Consider the following 15,776-nt stretch of genomic DNA (forward strand, 5'->3'; position numbering starts at 1 on the left):
CGACGGCCAAACCAGGGGCCGCGTCAGCGGGCCGGCTTGGTGGCGCGCAGGATGACGAACTTGGGGTTCGAGCTGACGGTCTCGCAGTTCCCGAACAGCCGGCGCAGTTTCAGGTGGTAGCCCAGGTGGCGGTTGCCGACCACCCAGAGCTCGCCGCCCGGGCGCAGGGCGCGGCGGGCGCCGGTGAACATCCGCCAGGCGGTCGCGTCGGTGGTGGCCTGGTGCGAGTGGAACGGCGGGTTGTTGAGCACCAGGTCCACCGAGTCGGCGGGCACCGCCGACAGTGCGTCGCCGGCCAGGAACCGGGCCCGGGCGCCTGCGGGCGCGTTGGCGCGGAAGGTGGCCTCGGCCGAGGCGACGGCCTGGTGGGACTCGTCCACGAAGAGCAGCTCGGCCCGCGGGTCGGCCAGTGCGGCGGCGGTGCCCAGCACGCCGTTGCCGCAGCCCAGGTCGACCACGGTGGCCGGGCCGGACGGGGTGGGCAGGTGCTGCAGCAGGAAGCGGGTGCCGATGTCCAGGCGGTCCGCGCAGAAGACGCCGGCCAGGTTGGTGACGGTCCGTCCGGAGAGCGGTCCGATGCCGTCCGGCAGCGCGTACCGCAGCGGCCACGGGTTGGCCGGGCGGTCCAGGCCGGGCGCCGGGGTGCTGAAGATCAGGCGCGCCTTGCGGGCGGCCAGCGAGGTGCGGGTGGGGCCGACCAGGCGCTCGAACAGGTCGAGGGTGGAGGTGTGGATCTCGGCCACCATGCCGGTACCGAGCACCACGCTGTCCTGGTGCAGGGCGGGCGCCAGCCGGTGCAGCTGGTCCTCCAGCAGCGCCAGGCTCTTCGGCACCCGGACCAGCAGCACGTCGATCCGCGCGGGCGGCTCCTCGCTGGTGGTGAGCAGGCGCACCGAGCCCGCGGGCAGCCCGTTGCGCTCCAGGTTGGCGGCGGTCGCCCGCTGCCCGAGGTAGGAGTCGCTGATCTGCACCACCGGGGCCTGCCCGGCCAGCGCCGTGCTGAGCGCGCCCCAGCGGTCGCCGAGCACCACCACCGTGCCGGTCAGCGCCACCGGCCCGGCCGTCGGCACGGCCGGCACCTCGGTCTGGCCGGCCAGTTGGCGCAGCAGGTACTCGTCGGCGGCGTCCCAGGCGCGCAGTTGCTCGCGCGGGTCCTCCGGGAAGCGGGTGAGCCGGTACGCGCCCCAGGGGGTGGTGAAACTGTTCATCGTCCGCCCAGGCTAGCCGCTGCCGGCCGGGTGCACCGGCACCGGGCAGAGCGGTAGGCCGTGAAGGGGTGGCGGCGCCCGGGGTCTGGCGCCGGGCGGGCGCGGGCGGCACAGTGGCGGGATGCAGACTGCACTGACCGGGCCGGTGAGCCGGTGAGCCGGGAGCGGACGCTGGCCGTGCTGGCCGATCTGCGCGCCGAGGGCGCGGAGCTGGACGCCCTGGTGGCCGGCCTGGACGAGGCCGGCTGGACCACGCCCACCCCCTCCCCCGGTTGGGACATCGCCTACCAGGTCGCCCACCTGGCCTGGACCGACGAGTGGTCGCTGCGGGCCTGCCGCGATCCGGACGGGTTCCACCCTGCGGCCAACGAACTGCTGGTCGGCGTGGCCGAGTTCGAGGAGATCGTGGACCGGGCCGCGGCCGCCGGCGCGGCGCTGCCGCGGGCCGAGCTGCTGGCCCGCTGGCGGGCCGGGCGGGCCGCGGTGTCGGCCGCCCTGGAGGCCGTGCCGGAGGGCACCCGGCTGCCCTGGTTCGGGCCGCCGATGAAGGCCGCCTCGATGGCCACCGCGCGGATCATGGAGACCTGGGCGCACGGCACCGACGTGGCCGACGCGCTGGGCGTGGCCCGGGTGCCCACCGGGCGGCTGCGGCACATCGCGCACCTGGGCGTGCGCACCTTCGGGTTCGCGTTCGCCGCCCACGGGCTGGCGGTGCCCACCGACCCGGTGCGGGTCGAGCTGACCGGGCCGGACGGGCAGGTGTGGAGCTGGGGGCCCGGGGAGGCGGCGGACCGGATCAGCGGGCCGGCGCTGGACTTCTGCCTGCTGGTCACCCGGCGCCGGCACCCGGACGACCTGGCCCTGTCCGCCACCGGCCCGACCGCCACCGCCTGGCTCCCGGTGGCCCAGGCCTTCGCCGGCCCGCCGGGCGAGGGGCGCGCGCCGCTGCGGAACTGACGAACCCCCGGCGGGACGGACGTCCAGCAGGTCGGCGCAGCACGGCGGACTGACGGCATGTCATGTCCATCACAAGATCCACCAATGATCCGCCAGGGTAGCGCACCCGGGGTGGGGCCTGTGCAGGATTCCCGCAGTTCGGACCGATTGTACGAACGGCCAGGTATCCATGGGGGCGGAAAGGACGTCCCGTGATCTTCAGCCGGATACGGTCCCGCAGGCCCGCACCCGCACCCTCCCCTGCCACCGCCTCCCCCGCGCCCGGCTGTCCGCTGGGCCACACCGGGCTCGCCCCCAGGCCTGGCGCCGCCGTACCCGATCAGGCCCGCCGGCAGCCGCCGGCCGCCCGCGCCGCGGACTTCACCGACCCGGCCGAGGCCGCCGCCTTCGTCCGCCAGTTCCACGCCGAACAGCCGGGCGCCGGCGACCCGCAGCCGCGGCTGGACCAGGTGCTGGACGAGATCGACCGCACCGGCACCTACCGGCACACCCCCGAGGAGCTGGCCTTCGGCGCCAGGGTGGCCTGGCGCAACGCCGCCCGCTGCATCGGCCGGCTGTACTGGCGCAGCCTGGTGGTCCGCGACCTGCGCGAGGTGCACGACGCCGACCAGGTGGCCCAGGGCTGCTTCGACCACCTGCGGCTGGCCACCAACGGCGGCCGGATCCGCCCGGTGATCACCGTCTTCGCCCCGGACCGCCCCGGCCGCCCGGCCCCGCGCATCCTCAACGCCCAACTGGTCCGCTACGCCGGCTACCAGACCCCGGACGGCGGCCGACTCGGTGATCCGGCCGGCCTGCAACTGGCCGCCCGGGCCCGGGACCTGGGCTGGAAGCCGGGTGAGGGCCGGTTCGACGTGCTGCCGCTGCTGGTCCAGGAGCGGCCCGGTGACCGCCCGCAGTGGTACGAGCTGCCGGATGACACCACCCTGGAGGTACCGCTCAGCCACCCCGACCACCCGTGGTTCGCCGAGCTGGGCCTGCGCTGGTACGCGGTCCCGGCGATCAGCGACCAGACCCTGGAGATCGGCGGCATCCGCTACCCGGCCGCCCCGTTCAACGGCTGGTACATGGGCACCGAGATCGGCGCCCGCAACCTGACCGACGCCGACCGCTACGACCAGCTGGCCGTGGTGGCCGAGCGACTGGGCCTGGACACCAGCAACGACCGCACCCTGTGGAAGGACCGGGCGCTGGTCGAGCTGAACCGCGCGGTGCTGCACTCCTACCAGGAGGCGGGGGTGACCATGACGGACCATCACACCGAGTCCGAACGGTTCCTCAAGCACGTCGCCCAGGAGCGGCGGCTGGGCCGGCCGACCCCGGCCGACTGGAGCTGGATCGTGCCCCCGGTCTCCGGCGGCCTGACCCCGGTCTACCACCGGTACTACGACCCGGTGGACCCCTCGCTGCGCCCGGCGTTCGTGGCCCGCACCCCCTGGTGACCGGCCCGGTAGCCGGCCTGGCGGTACCTCAGCTCCAGCCCGTCCAGCAGTGACTCCACGCCGAGCTCGAAGGCGGCCGCGTCTACCCGGTCGCGCTGCTCGGCCAGCCGGTGCGCCTCGCCCAGGTGCGGGTACGCGCTGCCGTACACCTCCGCGTCCACCGGGAAGCCGGCCGCGAAGGAGCCCAGCGCCGAGCCGGTGACGAAGTAGCGCATCAGCGCGCCGATCCGGGTGGCCTGCCCGCGCGGCCAGCCGGCCTCGACCAGGCAGCCGAAGACCGCATCGGCCAGCCGCAGCGCGTTCGGACGCCGCCCCGGTCCCTGGGCCAGCACCGGGACCACGTGCGGGTGGGCGGCCAGGGCGGCCCGGTAGGACCCGGCCCAGTCGCGCAGCGCGGTGCGCCAGTGCACGGGGTCGCCGCCGAACATCGACAGGTCGACTTCGCCGACCACGCTGTCGGCGACCGCGTCCAGCAGCTCGTCCTTGGTGGCGAAGTGGTTGTAGAGCGAGGGACCGCTGACCGAGAGCTCGGTGGCCAGTCGCCGGGTGGAGAGCGCCTCCAGGCCGTCCGCGTCCACCAGTGCCAGCGCGGCCGTGACGATCCGCTCGCGGCTGAGCAGGGGGGTGCGGGGCCGGGCCATGGGTGGGGCTCCTCCTCTCGGGTGGCAGTGGTCCAGTGTCGCAGGCCGCCCCTTCCCAGACGGGTCCCGGGCGGGCTAGAGTCGAATAAACTTGCACCGCTAGTTTAAGCCCGTCGTTCAGCCTGGGAGGCCGACAGTGAACCTGGAGCTCACCGAGGAGCAGTCGGCGGTCCGGGCGCTGGCCGCCGAGTTCACCGACCGCGAGATCGCCCCCTTCGCCGCCGAGTGGGACCGGGCCGAGTCGATCGACCGCGCGGTCATCGGCAAGCTCGGCAAGCTCGGCTTCCTCGGCCTGACCATCCCCGAGGAGTACGGCGGCAGCGGCGGCGACCACCTCGCCTACTGCCTGGTCCTGGAGGAGCTGGGCCGCGGCGACTCGGCCGTGCGCGGGGTGGTCTCCGTCTCGCTCGGCCTGGTCGCCAAGTCGATCAACGGCTACGGCACCGAGGAGCAGAAGCGGCACTGGCTGCCCAAGCTCTGCTCGGGCGAGGCGCTGGCCTGCTTCGCCCTCACCGAGCCCGGCACCGGCTCCGACGCCGCCAACCTGACCACCAAGGCGGTCCGCGACGGCGAGGACTGGCTGATCAGCGGCGCCAAGATGTTCATCACCAACGGCAGCTGGGCCGACGTGGCGCTGGTCTTCGCCCGCACCGGCGGCAGCGATCCCGACAAGCGCGGCCACAAGGGCGTCACCGCCTTCCTGGTCCCCACCGGCACGCCGGGCCTGGAGCGCCGGGAGATCCACGGCAAGCTCGGCCTGCGGGGCCAGGCCACCGCCGAGCTGAGCTTCGACCAGGTCCGGGTGCCGGACAGCGCCCGGCTCGGCGCCGAGGGCAAGGGCTTCACGGTCGCCATGGCGGCGCTCGCCAAGGGCCGGATGTCGGTGGCGGCCGGCTGCGTCGGGATCATCCAGGCCGCCCTGGACGCAGCCGTGCGCTACGCCACCGAGCGCGAGCAGTTCGGCAAGCCGATCGCCTCCTACCAGCTGGTCCAGGAGCTGCTCTCGGACATCGCGGTCGACCTGGACGCGGCCCGGCTGCTCACCTGGCGGGTCGCCGACCACATCGAGCGCGGCCTGCCGTTCGCCACCGAGTCCTCCGTCGCCAAGCTCTACGCCAGCGAGGCGGCCGTGCGCGCGGCCAACAACGCGCTGCAGGTCTTCGGCGGCTACGGCTTCATCGACGAGTACCCGGTGGGCAAGCTGCTGCGCGACGCCCGGGTGATGACCCTCTACGAGGGCACCAGCCAGGTGCACAAGCTGCTCATCGGACGGTCCCTCACCAACGTCAACGCGTTCTAGCAACGCGTTGTAGAACGGAGCCCAACGCCGTGCGTCCCGTCTACTTCGCCGCTGCCCGCCGCACACCCGTCGGCAGGCTGCGCGGCGCGCTCTCCACGGTCCGCCCTGACGACCTCTCGGCCGCCGTGCTGCGCCAACTGCTCGCCGACGTACCCCAGCTGGATCCGGCCCGGATCGACGACGTCTACTGGGGCGCCGCCAACCAGGCCGGTGAGGACAACCGCAACGCGGCCCGGATGGCGGTGCTGCTGGCCGGCCTGCCCGACTCGGTGCCCGGCGCCACCGTGAACCGGCTGTGCGCCTCCGGCCTGGAGGCGGTCACCCTGGCGGCCCGCACCATCGCGGCCGGCGAGGCGGAGGTCCTGATCGCCGGCGGCTGCGAGTCGATGACCCGCGCCCCCTTCGTGCTGCCCCGCCCGGACGAGGCGCTGCCGCACCGGATCGAGACCCACGACACCCGGCTGGGCTGGCGCCTGACCAACCCGAAGATGGCCGAGCTGCACCACGTGCTCAGCATGGGCGAGACCGCCGAGGAGGTGGCCGCCCGCTACGGGGTGGGCCGCGAGCGGCAGGACGCCTTCGCGCTGCGCAGCCACCAGCGCGCGGCCGCCGCCCGCAAGGACGGCCACTTCGACGCGGAGCTCTTCCCGGTGGTCCGCCCGGACGGGGTGGCGGTGTCCCAGGACGAGTCGATCCGCGAGGACACCAGTCTGGAGCGGCTCGCCTCGCTGCGGCCGGTGTTCCGCAAGGACGGCACGGTGACCGCCGGCAACGCCTCGCCGATGAACGACGGCGCGGCCGGCCTGCTGCTGGTCAGCGAGGCCACCCTGGCCCAGCTGGACCTGGAGCCGCTGGGCCGCTACGCGGCCGGCGCCTCGGCGGGCGTGCATCCGGACGTGATGGGCATCGGCCCGGTCCCGGCCACCCGCAAGGTGCTGGACCGGCTGGGCTGGCGGGTCGGTGACGTCGAGGAGGCCGAGTTCAACGAGGCCTTCGCGGCCCAGGCGCTGGCCTGCGTCGACCAACTGGGCTTCGATCCGGAGCTGGTCAACCCGAGCGGCGGCGCGATCGCGCTGGGCCACCCGCTGGGCGGCTCGGGCGCCCGGATCCTCACCACTTTGCTGCACCGGATGCGCCGCACCGGCGCCCGGCGGGGCCTGGCCACCATGTGCGTCGGTGTCGGTCAGGGCACCGCCGTTCTCGTCGAGAAGGACTGAGGGAGTTTCAGCGATGACACGATTCACCGGCAAGGTCGCCGCGGTCACCGGCGCCGCCCAGGGCATCGGCGCGGCCACGGCCAAGCTGCTGGCGGCGGAGGGGGCCGCGGTCGCGGTCATCGACCTGACCGCCGAGCGGGCGCAGCAGACCGTGGACGAGATCACCGCCAAGGGCGGCACCGCCCGCGCCTACGGCTGCGACGTGGCCGACTACCAGGCGGTCGAGACGGTCTTCGCGCAGCTGGTCGCGGAGCTCGGCGGGCTGCACATCCTGGTCAACAACGCCGGGATCACCCGCGACAACCTGTTCTTCCGGATGCCCAAGGCCGACTGGGACGCCGTCATCACGGTCAACCTGACCAGCGCCTACAACTGCAGCCACGTGGCGCAGAAGTACTTCGTCGAGCAGCAGTACGGCAAGATCGTCTCGCTCAGCTCCCGCTCGGCGCTCGGCAACCGGGGCCAGGCCAACTACGCGGCGGCCAAGGCCGGCATCCAGGGCCTGACCGCGACGCTGGCGATCGAGCTGGGCCCGTTCAACGTCAACGTGAACGCGGTCGCGCCCGGGTACGTGGTCACCTCGATGACCGAGGCCACCGCCGCCCGGGTCGGCTCCACCCCCGAGGAGCACCAGGCCGAGGTGGCCGCCCGCACGCCGCTGCGCCGCCCGGGCCGGCCGGAGGAGATCGCCGCCGTGGTGGCCTTCCTGGCCAGCGAGGACGCCTCCTACGTCAGCGGGCAGACCCTGTACGTCAACGGCGGCGCCCGCTGACCGGGCGCCGGTGACCTGTCAGGCCCCGCGCTCCCCTGACGGGGCGCGCAGGGCCTGACCTCGTGTCACTTCGTCCAGTGCGGGCGCAGCGTGACGCTCAGGATGGTGCGGTACTCGGCCGGCTGGGCGGCCGGCACGGTGTAGAGGCGGGCCGGGTCGGTGCCGTAGGTCGAGCCGGTGGCCGGCAGCGGCTTCGGGGTCGAGTAGCCGGCGAACACCATGGTCAGGGTGCCGTTGTCGTTCTGCACCACGGTCGGGTCGTACACCCGGCCGCCGTAGTAGCCGGCCACGTCCAGGTCGTCGCCGGCCGCCCGGGCGGCCAGGGCCGAGAAGGTGTAGTCGGTGGAGAGCAGCTTCTGCGGGGCGGACCAGTTCTTCCCGTCCGCGGAGGAGGAGTAGAAGATCTGGTTGAAGGCGTCGCTGTCGCCGTCACTGGCGTAGGCACCGGACAGGAAGAGGCCGTAGCTGCCGTCCGGGTTGGTGATCACGGTGCCGCGCGAGCCGATCCAGCGCAGCACCGAGTCGCTGGTGCTGGTCGGGTCGCCCAGGCCGTTCACCTGGCCGAGGTCGGTGAAGTGCAGGCCGTCGGTGGTGTAGGCGGCGCGGACCACGGTGTAGTCCTCGTTGTTGCCGTACAGCGACTTGGGCTTGTTCTTGCCCTCGCCGATCTTGGCCAGCTGGGCGTAGGGCACGGTGGCGGCGCCGGGCGCGCCCACGTTGCTGCCCTTGGCCACGGTGCCGGTGCCGCCGGTGCAGCCGGTCAGGTCGGTGGCGTCGGCGCCGGTGCAGGTGACCTGGACGATGCCGTTCGGGGTGCCCAGGCTCACCGTCACGCCGGCGCCGGCCGCCGGCTTGAGCGCCGTGCTGTCGGCCACCGGCAGGGTGGCGGCCGGCAGCGTGACGGCGGCGGTGGTGGTGGTCGGGACGAAGTAGTCGACGATCTTCTCGGTGTAGAGCACCGCGGTGCTGCCCTTCGGCGCGCCCGGGTAGCTCGGCACCGTGCTGATGATGCCGTCGGGGGCGATCAGGCCGGAGGTCTGCTCGGCCCCGGCCGGGATCACCGCGTCGGCCGTGACCGGGTCGCCGGCCTTGACCGCCACGCCGCCCGGGGTGCGGGTGGTGCAGCCGGTGAACAGGGTGGCGGTGGCGGCGTTGTCGTTGCAGTCCACGGTGACGCCGTCCACCGTGAAGTGGCCCGGCTGCTCGAACTTGGCGGTGGAGCCGACCGCGATGCTCACCCCGTCGCCGCCCGGGCCGGCCGGCACGGTGACCGCGGCGGTCGCCGTGGTGCTGCCGCCCTGGCCGACCGGCTCGGCGGCCGGCAGGCCGGCCAGCGGGTTGCCGCCCTTCGGGTGCAGGGGGTGCACGATCATGTTGGTGCCCAGCCGGTCGCCCGAGGGGCGGGCCAGGGTGTAGAGCAGCTGGCCGTGGCCGGGGACCTTGAGCACGAAGGCGTGGCCCTGGCCGTCGTCGTTGGTGTTGCCGTCCGGGCACAGGCCGGCGTTCTGCTCCAGCGCCTGGCCGGCGAACTGCCAGGTGCGGCCGTGGTCCTCGGAGGTGGCGGCGACCACCGCCTCGTCACCGTCCTTGGGGCGGTAGTCGAACAGGCCGGTCAGCTTGTCGCCGCCGTCCTGGCTGGTGACGAAGGGGAAGTAGTAGGGCTGCATCGGCAGCGTGGTGCCCTCGGGCTGGCGCAGCACCGAGCCGGTCTCGGGGGTCGGGCCGCCGCTGGAGCAGTAGCCGGGCAGCGGGCCCGGGGTGCCGGTGAATCCGCTGGCGGCCGGCACCGAGCCGGAGCCGGCCGGGTCGACGGCCAGGTTGGGGTAGCTGACCCCGTTGACGGTGACGGTGTCACCGTCAACGGTCGGGTCGCCCTGGGCCAGGGTCCACGGGCCGTTCTCGACCCGGTCCACCCGCGGGGTGCCCAGGCTCCAGGTGAGGGTGCCGCGGTGACGGTGGTGGCCGTCCTGCTGGTCGCCCTGGTCGGCGAAGGAGGGTGCGGCATTGGCGGTGAAGGCTGCGACGGTGGTGACCGCGATGGCCGCGGTGGTCGCGAGACGGCGACGTGCCATGAACTGTTCCTCCCGGATCCGTCCCCGTGCTCCTTGCCGTGCCGCACGGGTCAGCGACCGATAGTGCAGGGGGCGGCAACTGTTGGGGAGGGGGATGGCCGAGAGTTCACGGGCCGTTCGTCGACGGTCCGTCACTCCTTATACGAATCTGACGGACCGGCAGGACCATTCGACGGAATTTGTCGGAGTTGTCGCGCAGGGTTGGCGCTCATGTCAAGACTCCGAAATGACTATAGCTCCATCGGCTCTCCACACGATGGGATACCCGGGCCGACTCCGTGTCGGCCATACCCTCCATCTGAAGGAGTTCCATGGGCACGACCCCCGCCACCGCGGGCCCCCGACGCTCCGTGACCACAAGGGCGCTCGCCCTGGCTACCATCGGGGCCACCGCCCTGACCTGCAGCCTGGTCACCGCTCAGAGCACGGTCGCCGCCGCCTCCGCCTTCCCCCACGTGGCCTTCAGGCTGCACCCGGCCTCCGAGGGGCACATCAACGCGACCGCGCGGACCACCCCGATCAGCACCAGTGACTGCGTCACGCAGATCGGCATCCACTGCTACTCGCCGCTGCAGTACCGCAACGCGTACGACCTGAACCCGCTCTACCAGCAGGGCGTCACCGGCAAGGGCCGGACCATCGTGATCGTGGACTCGTTCGGCTCGCCGACGATCCAGCACGACCTGGAGACCTTCGACAAGCAGTGGGGCATCCAGGACACCCAGGTCCAGGTGGTCAAGTGGGGCAACGTCCCCGCCTTCGACCCGACCAACGCCGACATGACCGGCTGGGCCGGCGAGACCACGCTGGACGTCGAGTACGCCCACGCGATCGCCCCGGACGCCCACATCGTCCTGGTCGAGACCGCGGTCGCCGAGACCGAGGGCGTGACCGGCCTGCCGGAGATGATGGACGCCGAGAAGTCCCTGATCAACAAGGGCGTCGGCGACGTCATCACGCAGAGCTTCGGGGCCACCGAGAACACCTTCCCGGGCTTCGACAAGGGTGACTTCTCCTCGCTGACCAACCTGCGCTACGCCTTCAAGGCGGCCGCGGCGCACAACGTCACCGTGCTCGCCTCCTCCGGCGACAACGGGGTCACCGACGCGGACAACAACAACAACCTGTACCCGTTCAAGGTCAACTCCTGGCCGTCCTCGGACCCGCTGGTGACCTCGGTCGGCGGCACCCAGCTGACCCTGGACAACGACGGCACCCGCACCGCGCCCGACGCGGTGTGGCACGACGCGTACGGGGCCGGCGGCGGTGGCGTCTCCGGCATCTTCGACCGTCCGCTCTACCAGATCGGCGTGGCCGGCGTGGTGGGCGACCACCGCGGCACCCCCGACATCAGCATGAGCGCGGCGGTGGACGGCGCGGCCTGGACCTACGAGTCCTACGACCCGACCCGGGTCGGCTGGCACCTCACCGGTGGCACCAGCGAGGCCTCGCCGATCTTGTCCGGCGTGGTGGCCCTGGCCGACCAGCTGGCGGGTCGCCGCCTGGGCCAGATCAACTACAACATGTACGTGCTGAAGCTGCTGCCCTCGCAGTGGAGCGGCATCAACGACGTGACCGTCGGCGACAACGGCTGGAACGGCGTGGCCGGCTACCAGGCGGTCAAGGGCTACGACCTGGCCGCCGGCCTGGGCACGGTGGACGGCTACAAGTTCGTCCACGCGCTCGCGGGCCGCTGAGCTCCGACGTCGTGACGTCGGGACGTTCTGACGGTCAGCTGTTCTGAGGTCGGGATGTTCTGGTGGGGCGGGGTACTTCCGGGTACCCCGCCCTTCGGCGTGCTCCGGCGCTACGCCGGGGCCTGGGCGCCGAGCCGCTGGGCGTAGCGCTCGGCCGAGCGGAGCTTGCGGTGGTCCGGGCCCGGGAGCTGGGCGCGCAGTTCGAGGATGGCGGGGGCGGTGCGCAGCGCCCGGACGGGGTCCGGGATCGCCCGCCAGCAGGCCTCGGCGTTGGTGGCCACCCGCTGCGTCTCCTCGTCCGCCGGGCCCCGGGTGGTCAGCAGGACCAGGGCCACCTCGTAGTAGAGCTCCGCTGCGGCGGCCGGGTCGCCGGCCAGGCGGGCCACGTGAGCCCTGACCTGGCGGACCATCAGGACCGGGGCCGCCACCGCGCCGTGGGTGGCGAGCAGCTGCTGCTCCAGGGTGAGGGCGAGCTCGGTGGCCGCCGCGTGGTCGCCGGCCTCGGCGGTGCGGGCGATCTGGGCGAGCGCCGCGCGGTAGTCCTCGGGCGTGGGGGTGGGGCCGGGCGTGGGGGCGGGGGTGACAGCCGGCTGCGGCGCCTTGCGCAGGTCCACCGGGTGCACCTGACGCACCGTCGGGGCAACCCCGGCCTTCAGCAGGGTGACCGGGCCGCGCTGCTCAGGGATCACGGGGACCACCGGCTCGGCAGGAACCACCGGCTCCACCAGCTCCACCGGGGAAGCCGGTTGGCGGACCACCGGCTCCGCCGGGCGGCCCTGGCCGGCCCCGCGGGCCGTGTTGCGGAACACCGGGCGGTCCTGTCCCGGGCCCGCCAGCACCAGCGCATCCGGCCGCAGCACCGAGTGCACCTGCCCGCGCAGCTGCTCGGGGCTCAGGACCGGCCCGCCACCGGGGCGGCCGCCGTGCAGGCACTCGACCAGCGCCCGGGTGAAGATGCCCACCTGGTCCGGGTCCGGGCTGACCACGGCCCACAGCGGCAGCCCCTCCCCCAGCACCGGCAGCTGCGCCCAGCAGGCGGCCTCGGCGCTCAGGTCGGCGATCACCAGGGTGTCCCGGTCGGCAGGCCGGCCGTGCAGCTCGGCCGCGATCGCGGCCCAGGCCAGCCCGTCCTTGTCACGCAGCGTCAGTTGCAGCCCGCCGCCGCGCTTGTCGGCCACCAGGTGGCCGCCCAGGTGCACCAGCAGCGGCCCGGGGTGCCGGGCGGCCGAACGCAGGTGCGCCAGCACGGTCTGCGGGTCGCCGGCCGTCGGCAGGTGGACCGCGTCCACCTGCTCAGCCGCCAGCAGGGTCTGCGGGGCGACCGCGGCGAGCAGGGTGGAGAGCACCGGGGCCGCGGCCCCCGTGCCGGAGCGGCCCCAGCCGCGCCGACTGCCGTACCCGCCCTCGACGGTGAGGATCCGTCCGCGCAGCCCGCCGCCGACCGAGACCCGCACCGGCTCGGCGCCGGGCTCCTCGGGCGCCGCGGCCGGCTCGACGGCCTCCTGCCGAGCGGCGGCCCGCACCGAAGCCGGCGCCCGGTACTCCGCCGGAACCGCGTCCTCGACCACGGGCGCCGCGCCGCCGTCCGAGGCCGGGAACCCCGTACTGTCCGCCAACTCCGGTCACCACCTCTGGATCCGCTGGTCCGGCAGCTGCCGATCCCCCTGTCCGCGCCACCTTACGGGGTCGGCTCAGGCCCCTTCCAGGCAGTGCCGAGCGCCTCGCCGGCCCGGGCCCCGCCGCCCGGCCCGGGGCGGCCGACTGCTTGACTGTGATCATGCATGCGATACAGCCGCTGCTGTCCGGCTTCGCACCGATCTGGCTGCTCACCGCCGTCGGTTACCTGATCGCCCGCACCGATCTGCTGGGCGAGCAGGCGGAGCTGGTGCTGAGCAAGTTCGTCTTCCACGTGGCGATGCCGGCCGCACTCTTCACCATGCTGGCCAAGGCGCCGCTGACCAGCTTCGCGAACCTGTCGATGCTGGCCTTCGGGGCCGGCACCCTGGTCGCCTCGCTGGTCGGCTGGGCGGCGGCGCGCTGGTTGTTCGGGCGCGGCATCGCCGACCAGGCGATCAGCTCGATGGCCTCGGGTTACGTGAACTCGGCCAACCTGGGCATTCCGGTCGCGGTGCAGGTGCTGGGTGACGCGTCGTTCGTCGGGCCGGTGCTGCTGTTCCAGGTGCTGCTGGTGACCCCGGTGATCCTCACCGTGCTGGACTCGGGGACCGGCACGGCCGACCTGTCCGCGCGCGGCCGGCTGATCGGCACGCTGCGGCTGCCGCTGCGCAACCCGGTCATCCTGGGCTCGGCGGCGGGCGCGCTCTGCTCCGGGATCGGCGTGCACCTGCCGGGGCCGATCGCCCACTCCGGCGAGGTGCTCGGCGCGGCCGGGGTGCCCACGGCGCTGGTCACCCTCGGCATGTCGCTGCACCGGCCGCGGGCCGCGGCCGAACCTGTGCCGGGCCGGCTGGTGGGCCCGCGCGAGGTGGGCCTCGCGGTACTGACGAAGAACCTGGTGCAGCCGCTGGTCGCCTTCCTGGTCGGCTCCGCGCTCCTGCACCTGCGGCCGCACCAGCTGCTGGCCGTGGTGATCTGCTCGGCCCTGCCGACGGCGCAGAACGTCTTCCTCTACGCCCGCCAGTACGGGCTGAACACCACGCTGCCGCGCAACTCGGTGCTGTGGTCGACCCTGGTCTCGATGATCACGCTCTCCACCATCGACTGGGCCCTCGCAGGGCACTGACCAGGCACGGAGGTTGTCCGGAGTTGATTGACCGACGGCTCACGGGGGTCGTGGTCAATGCCGACGGCCCATAGAACTGAGGCATGGAGTTCGGAATCCTCGGTCCACTGCTGATCCGCGACGAGTTCGGGGAGTACCGCGTGCCGGCGCCCAAGCAGCGGGTGCTGTTCGCCGCGCTGCTGCTGCGCCGCGGTCAGGTGACGGCACCCCAGGTACTCGCCCGCAACGTCTGGGACGGCGACCCTCCGCGCAACGCGAACGCGGCGCTGCAGACCTGCGTCATGCGGCTGCGCAAGAGCCTGGGCCCGGTCGGTGTCCGGGTCGAGACCCACGCCGGCGGCTACCTGGTCGACGTGGCCCCGGAGGAGTTCGACCTGCACCGCTTCGCCGACCTGCGCAACCGGGGCCTGGCCGCGCTGCGCGGCCAGGCGTACGAGCAGGCGGCGGCGCTGCTGGACGCGGCGCTGGAGGTGTGGCGCGGCGAGGCGCTGCTCGACATCCCCTCGGACGACCTGCGCCGCGAGCACGCCGACAGGCTGGCCGACGAGCGGCTCCAGGTGGTGGAGGCCCGGGTGGCCGCCGAGCTCCAGCTCGGCCGCCGCTCGATGGTCCCCGAGCTGCACGCCCTGACCGCCGCCCATCCGGAGCGCGAGCGGTTCTGGGCCCAGCTGATGACCGCCCTGTTCCGCGAGGGCCGCCAGGCCGAGGCGCTGGCGGTCTTCCAGCGGGCCCGCCGCCAACTCAACACCGAACTCGGCGTCCTGCCGGGCACCGAGCTGCGCGACCTGCACCAGCGCATCCTGCGCACCGACCCCCGCGCCCCCTTCCACCACCCGGACCACCCCCACCGCCGCCCGCGCGCCGAAGCCCTGGCGCTGCGCTAGCGCGACTCACGATCCCGGTGGGCCGGCCCGTCACGGGGGTGCGGGCCGGCCCACCTCCCCGGCTGCTCGGCGCAGGCCCGGCGGAGCGTCGAGCATCGGCGCCGAGGCCCTGCACTGCCACTGAGGGCCGCCGACGGCGCGCGACCGGCCGCAGCCTGAGCCTTGGACAATGGGGCCATGCGCATGCGAGAGGTCCGGATCGAAGAACTGCCCCTGCTCCAGGACATCGAGCGAGCGGCCGGTCGGTGCTTCCGCGACATCGGCATGCCCGAGATCGCAGACGACGAGCCGCTGCCGCTCGATGAGCTCGCTCGATACCAGCGGGCCGGGCTGGCCTGAGTGGCCGTCAACGAGGCTGATACTCCGGCGGCGTACCTCATCGCTGAGCCCGTCGACGGCAACCTGCACATCGAACAGGTATCGGTGCACCCCGACAACGCAGGCCAGGGCATCGGGCGATCGCTCCTGGACCACCTTGCCGAGCGAGCGGCAGCCCACGGCATTCCTGCCCTGCCCCTTACGACGTTCGCCGACGTGCCGTGGAACGCTCCCTACTACGCACGCTGCGGATTCCGCCCGCTCGACGACAACCTGCTCAGCCCCGGTCTGCTGGACATCCGTACGCGGGAAGCAGCGCACGGCCTCGACAGATGGCCGCGGCTGTTCATGCACCGAGCCGTGTGACGGTCCCCATCCGGCATCTGCCACGCGAACGGCATTCAGAGCATCCTCAGCCTCATCCGGGCCACTCGCCGACAGGTCGCAAGGAAAGCGAGTCCGTCAATCGAAGGACTCGGTACCGTCGTGCCCCGGACGGTGCGGAGTCCGCGCACCGTCCAGGCA

Annotated in this window: 12 protein-coding genes and 1 pseudogene; 9 read left to right on the plus strand and 4 right to left on the minus strand. The window is 73.5% G+C overall.

The features are described 5' to 3' along the window. Positions 1–23: 23 nt before the first annotated feature. A complete protein-coding gene (locus C7C46_RS21300; protein WP_110671484.1) occupies positions 24–1,208 on the minus strand; it encodes a methyltransferase in 1,185 nt (394 codons plus the stop codon). 153 nt (positions 1,209–1,361) lie between these two features. Between C7C46_RS21300 and C7C46_RS21305 the strand changes: the two genes are divergently transcribed. Both C7C46_RS21305 and C7C46_RS21310 read left to right on the plus strand, forming a co-directional pair. Continuing rightward, complete coding sequence (locus C7C46_RS21305) at positions 1,362–2,165, plus strand: TIGR03084 family metal-binding protein (RefSeq protein ID WP_110671485.1); 804 nt, start codon at positions 1,362–1,364, stop codon at positions 2,163–2,165. A gap of 194 nt (positions 2,166–2,359) precedes the next feature. After that, on the plus strand, positions 2,360–3,607 hold the full coding sequence (locus tag C7C46_RS21310; protein WP_425470102.1) for a nitric oxide synthase oxygenase: 1,248 nt from the start codon (positions 2,360–2,362) through the stop codon (positions 3,605–3,607). Here the strand turns inward: C7C46_RS21310 and C7C46_RS21315 are convergent. Continuing rightward, on the minus strand, positions 3,550–4,248 hold the full coding sequence (locus C7C46_RS21315; protein ID WP_110671486.1) for a TetR/AcrR family transcriptional regulator: 699 nt from the start codon (positions 4,246–4,248) through the stop codon (positions 3,550–3,552). The two genes, C7C46_RS21310 and C7C46_RS21315, sit on opposite strands and share 58 nt — an antisense overlap. A gap of 136 nt (positions 4,249–4,384) precedes the next feature. On the opposite strand from C7C46_RS21315, the gene C7C46_RS21320 reads away from it, so the two are divergent. From C7C46_RS21320 to fabG, 3 genes are read left to right on the plus strand one after another with little or no spacing between them, the layout of a single operon-like run. After that, positions 4,385–5,548, plus strand: a complete 1,164-nt coding sequence (locus tag C7C46_RS21320; RefSeq protein WP_110671487.1) for an acyl-CoA dehydrogenase family protein — start codon at positions 4,385–4,387, stop codon at positions 5,546–5,548. Positions 5,549–5,577: 29 nt separating this feature from the next. Next, positions 5,578–6,765, plus strand: a complete 1,188-nt coding sequence (locus C7C46_RS21325; RefSeq protein ID WP_110671488.1) for a thiolase family protein — start codon at positions 5,578–5,580, stop codon at positions 6,763–6,765. A 13-nt stretch (positions 6,766–6,778) separates the two neighbouring features. Then, on the plus strand, positions 6,779–7,537 hold the full coding sequence (fabG, locus tag C7C46_RS21330) for a 3-oxoacyl-ACP reductase FabG (protein WP_110671489.1): 759 nt from the start codon (positions 6,779–6,781) through the stop codon (positions 7,535–7,537). A 65-nt stretch (positions 7,538–7,602) separates the two neighbouring features. Here fabG and C7C46_RS21335 read toward each other — a convergent pair whose 3' ends face one another. After that, positions 7,603–9,609 (minus strand): hypothetical protein, encoded by a 2,007-nt coding sequence (locus C7C46_RS21335; RefSeq protein ID WP_110671490.1) that lies wholly within the window; start codon positions 9,607–9,609, stop codon positions 7,603–7,605. A gap of 311 nt (positions 9,610–9,920) precedes the next feature. On the opposite strand from C7C46_RS21335, the gene C7C46_RS21340 reads away from it, so the two are divergent. Next, positions 9,921–11,306 (plus strand): S53 family peptidase, encoded by a 1,386-nt coding sequence (locus C7C46_RS21340; RefSeq protein ID WP_110671491.1) that lies wholly within the window; start codon positions 9,921–9,923, stop codon positions 11,304–11,306. Between the two features lie 110 nt (positions 11,307–11,416). Here the strand turns inward: C7C46_RS21340 and C7C46_RS21345 are convergent, their stop codons facing one another. Beyond that, entirely contained in the window at positions 11,417–12,922 is a 1,506-nt protein-coding gene (locus C7C46_RS21345; RefSeq protein ID WP_110671492.1) for a hypothetical protein, read from the minus strand. A 161-nt stretch (positions 12,923–13,083) separates the two neighbouring features. Here C7C46_RS21345 and C7C46_RS21350 point away from each other — a divergent pair, with 161 nt between their 5' ends. The 3 genes and pseudogenes from C7C46_RS21350 (at position 13,084) to C7C46_RS21360 (ending at position 15,617) form a co-directional block, all read left to right on the plus strand. After that, positions 13,084–14,049: an AEC family transporter gene (locus C7C46_RS21350; RefSeq protein ID WP_110671493.1), complete on the plus strand. Its 966-nt coding sequence runs from the start codon at positions 13,084–13,086 to the stop codon at positions 14,047–14,049. An 83-nt stretch (positions 14,050–14,132) separates the two neighbouring features. Further along, entirely contained in the window at positions 14,133–14,933 is an 801-nt protein-coding gene (locus tag C7C46_RS21355; protein ID WP_110671494.1) for an AfsR/SARP family transcriptional regulator, read from the plus strand. A gap of 177 nt (positions 14,934–15,110) precedes the next feature. Continuing rightward, a pseudogene (locus tag C7C46_RS21360) lies at positions 15,111–15,617 on the plus strand (GNAT family N-acetyltransferase). The last annotated feature ends 159 nt before the right edge of the window (positions 15,618–15,776 follow it).

This window comes from Streptomyces tateyamensis, assembly GCF_003205575.1.
GTDB classification, from domain to species: Bacteria; Actinomycetota; Actinomycetes; order Streptomycetales; family Streptomycetaceae; genus Kitasatospora; species Kitasatospora tateyamensis.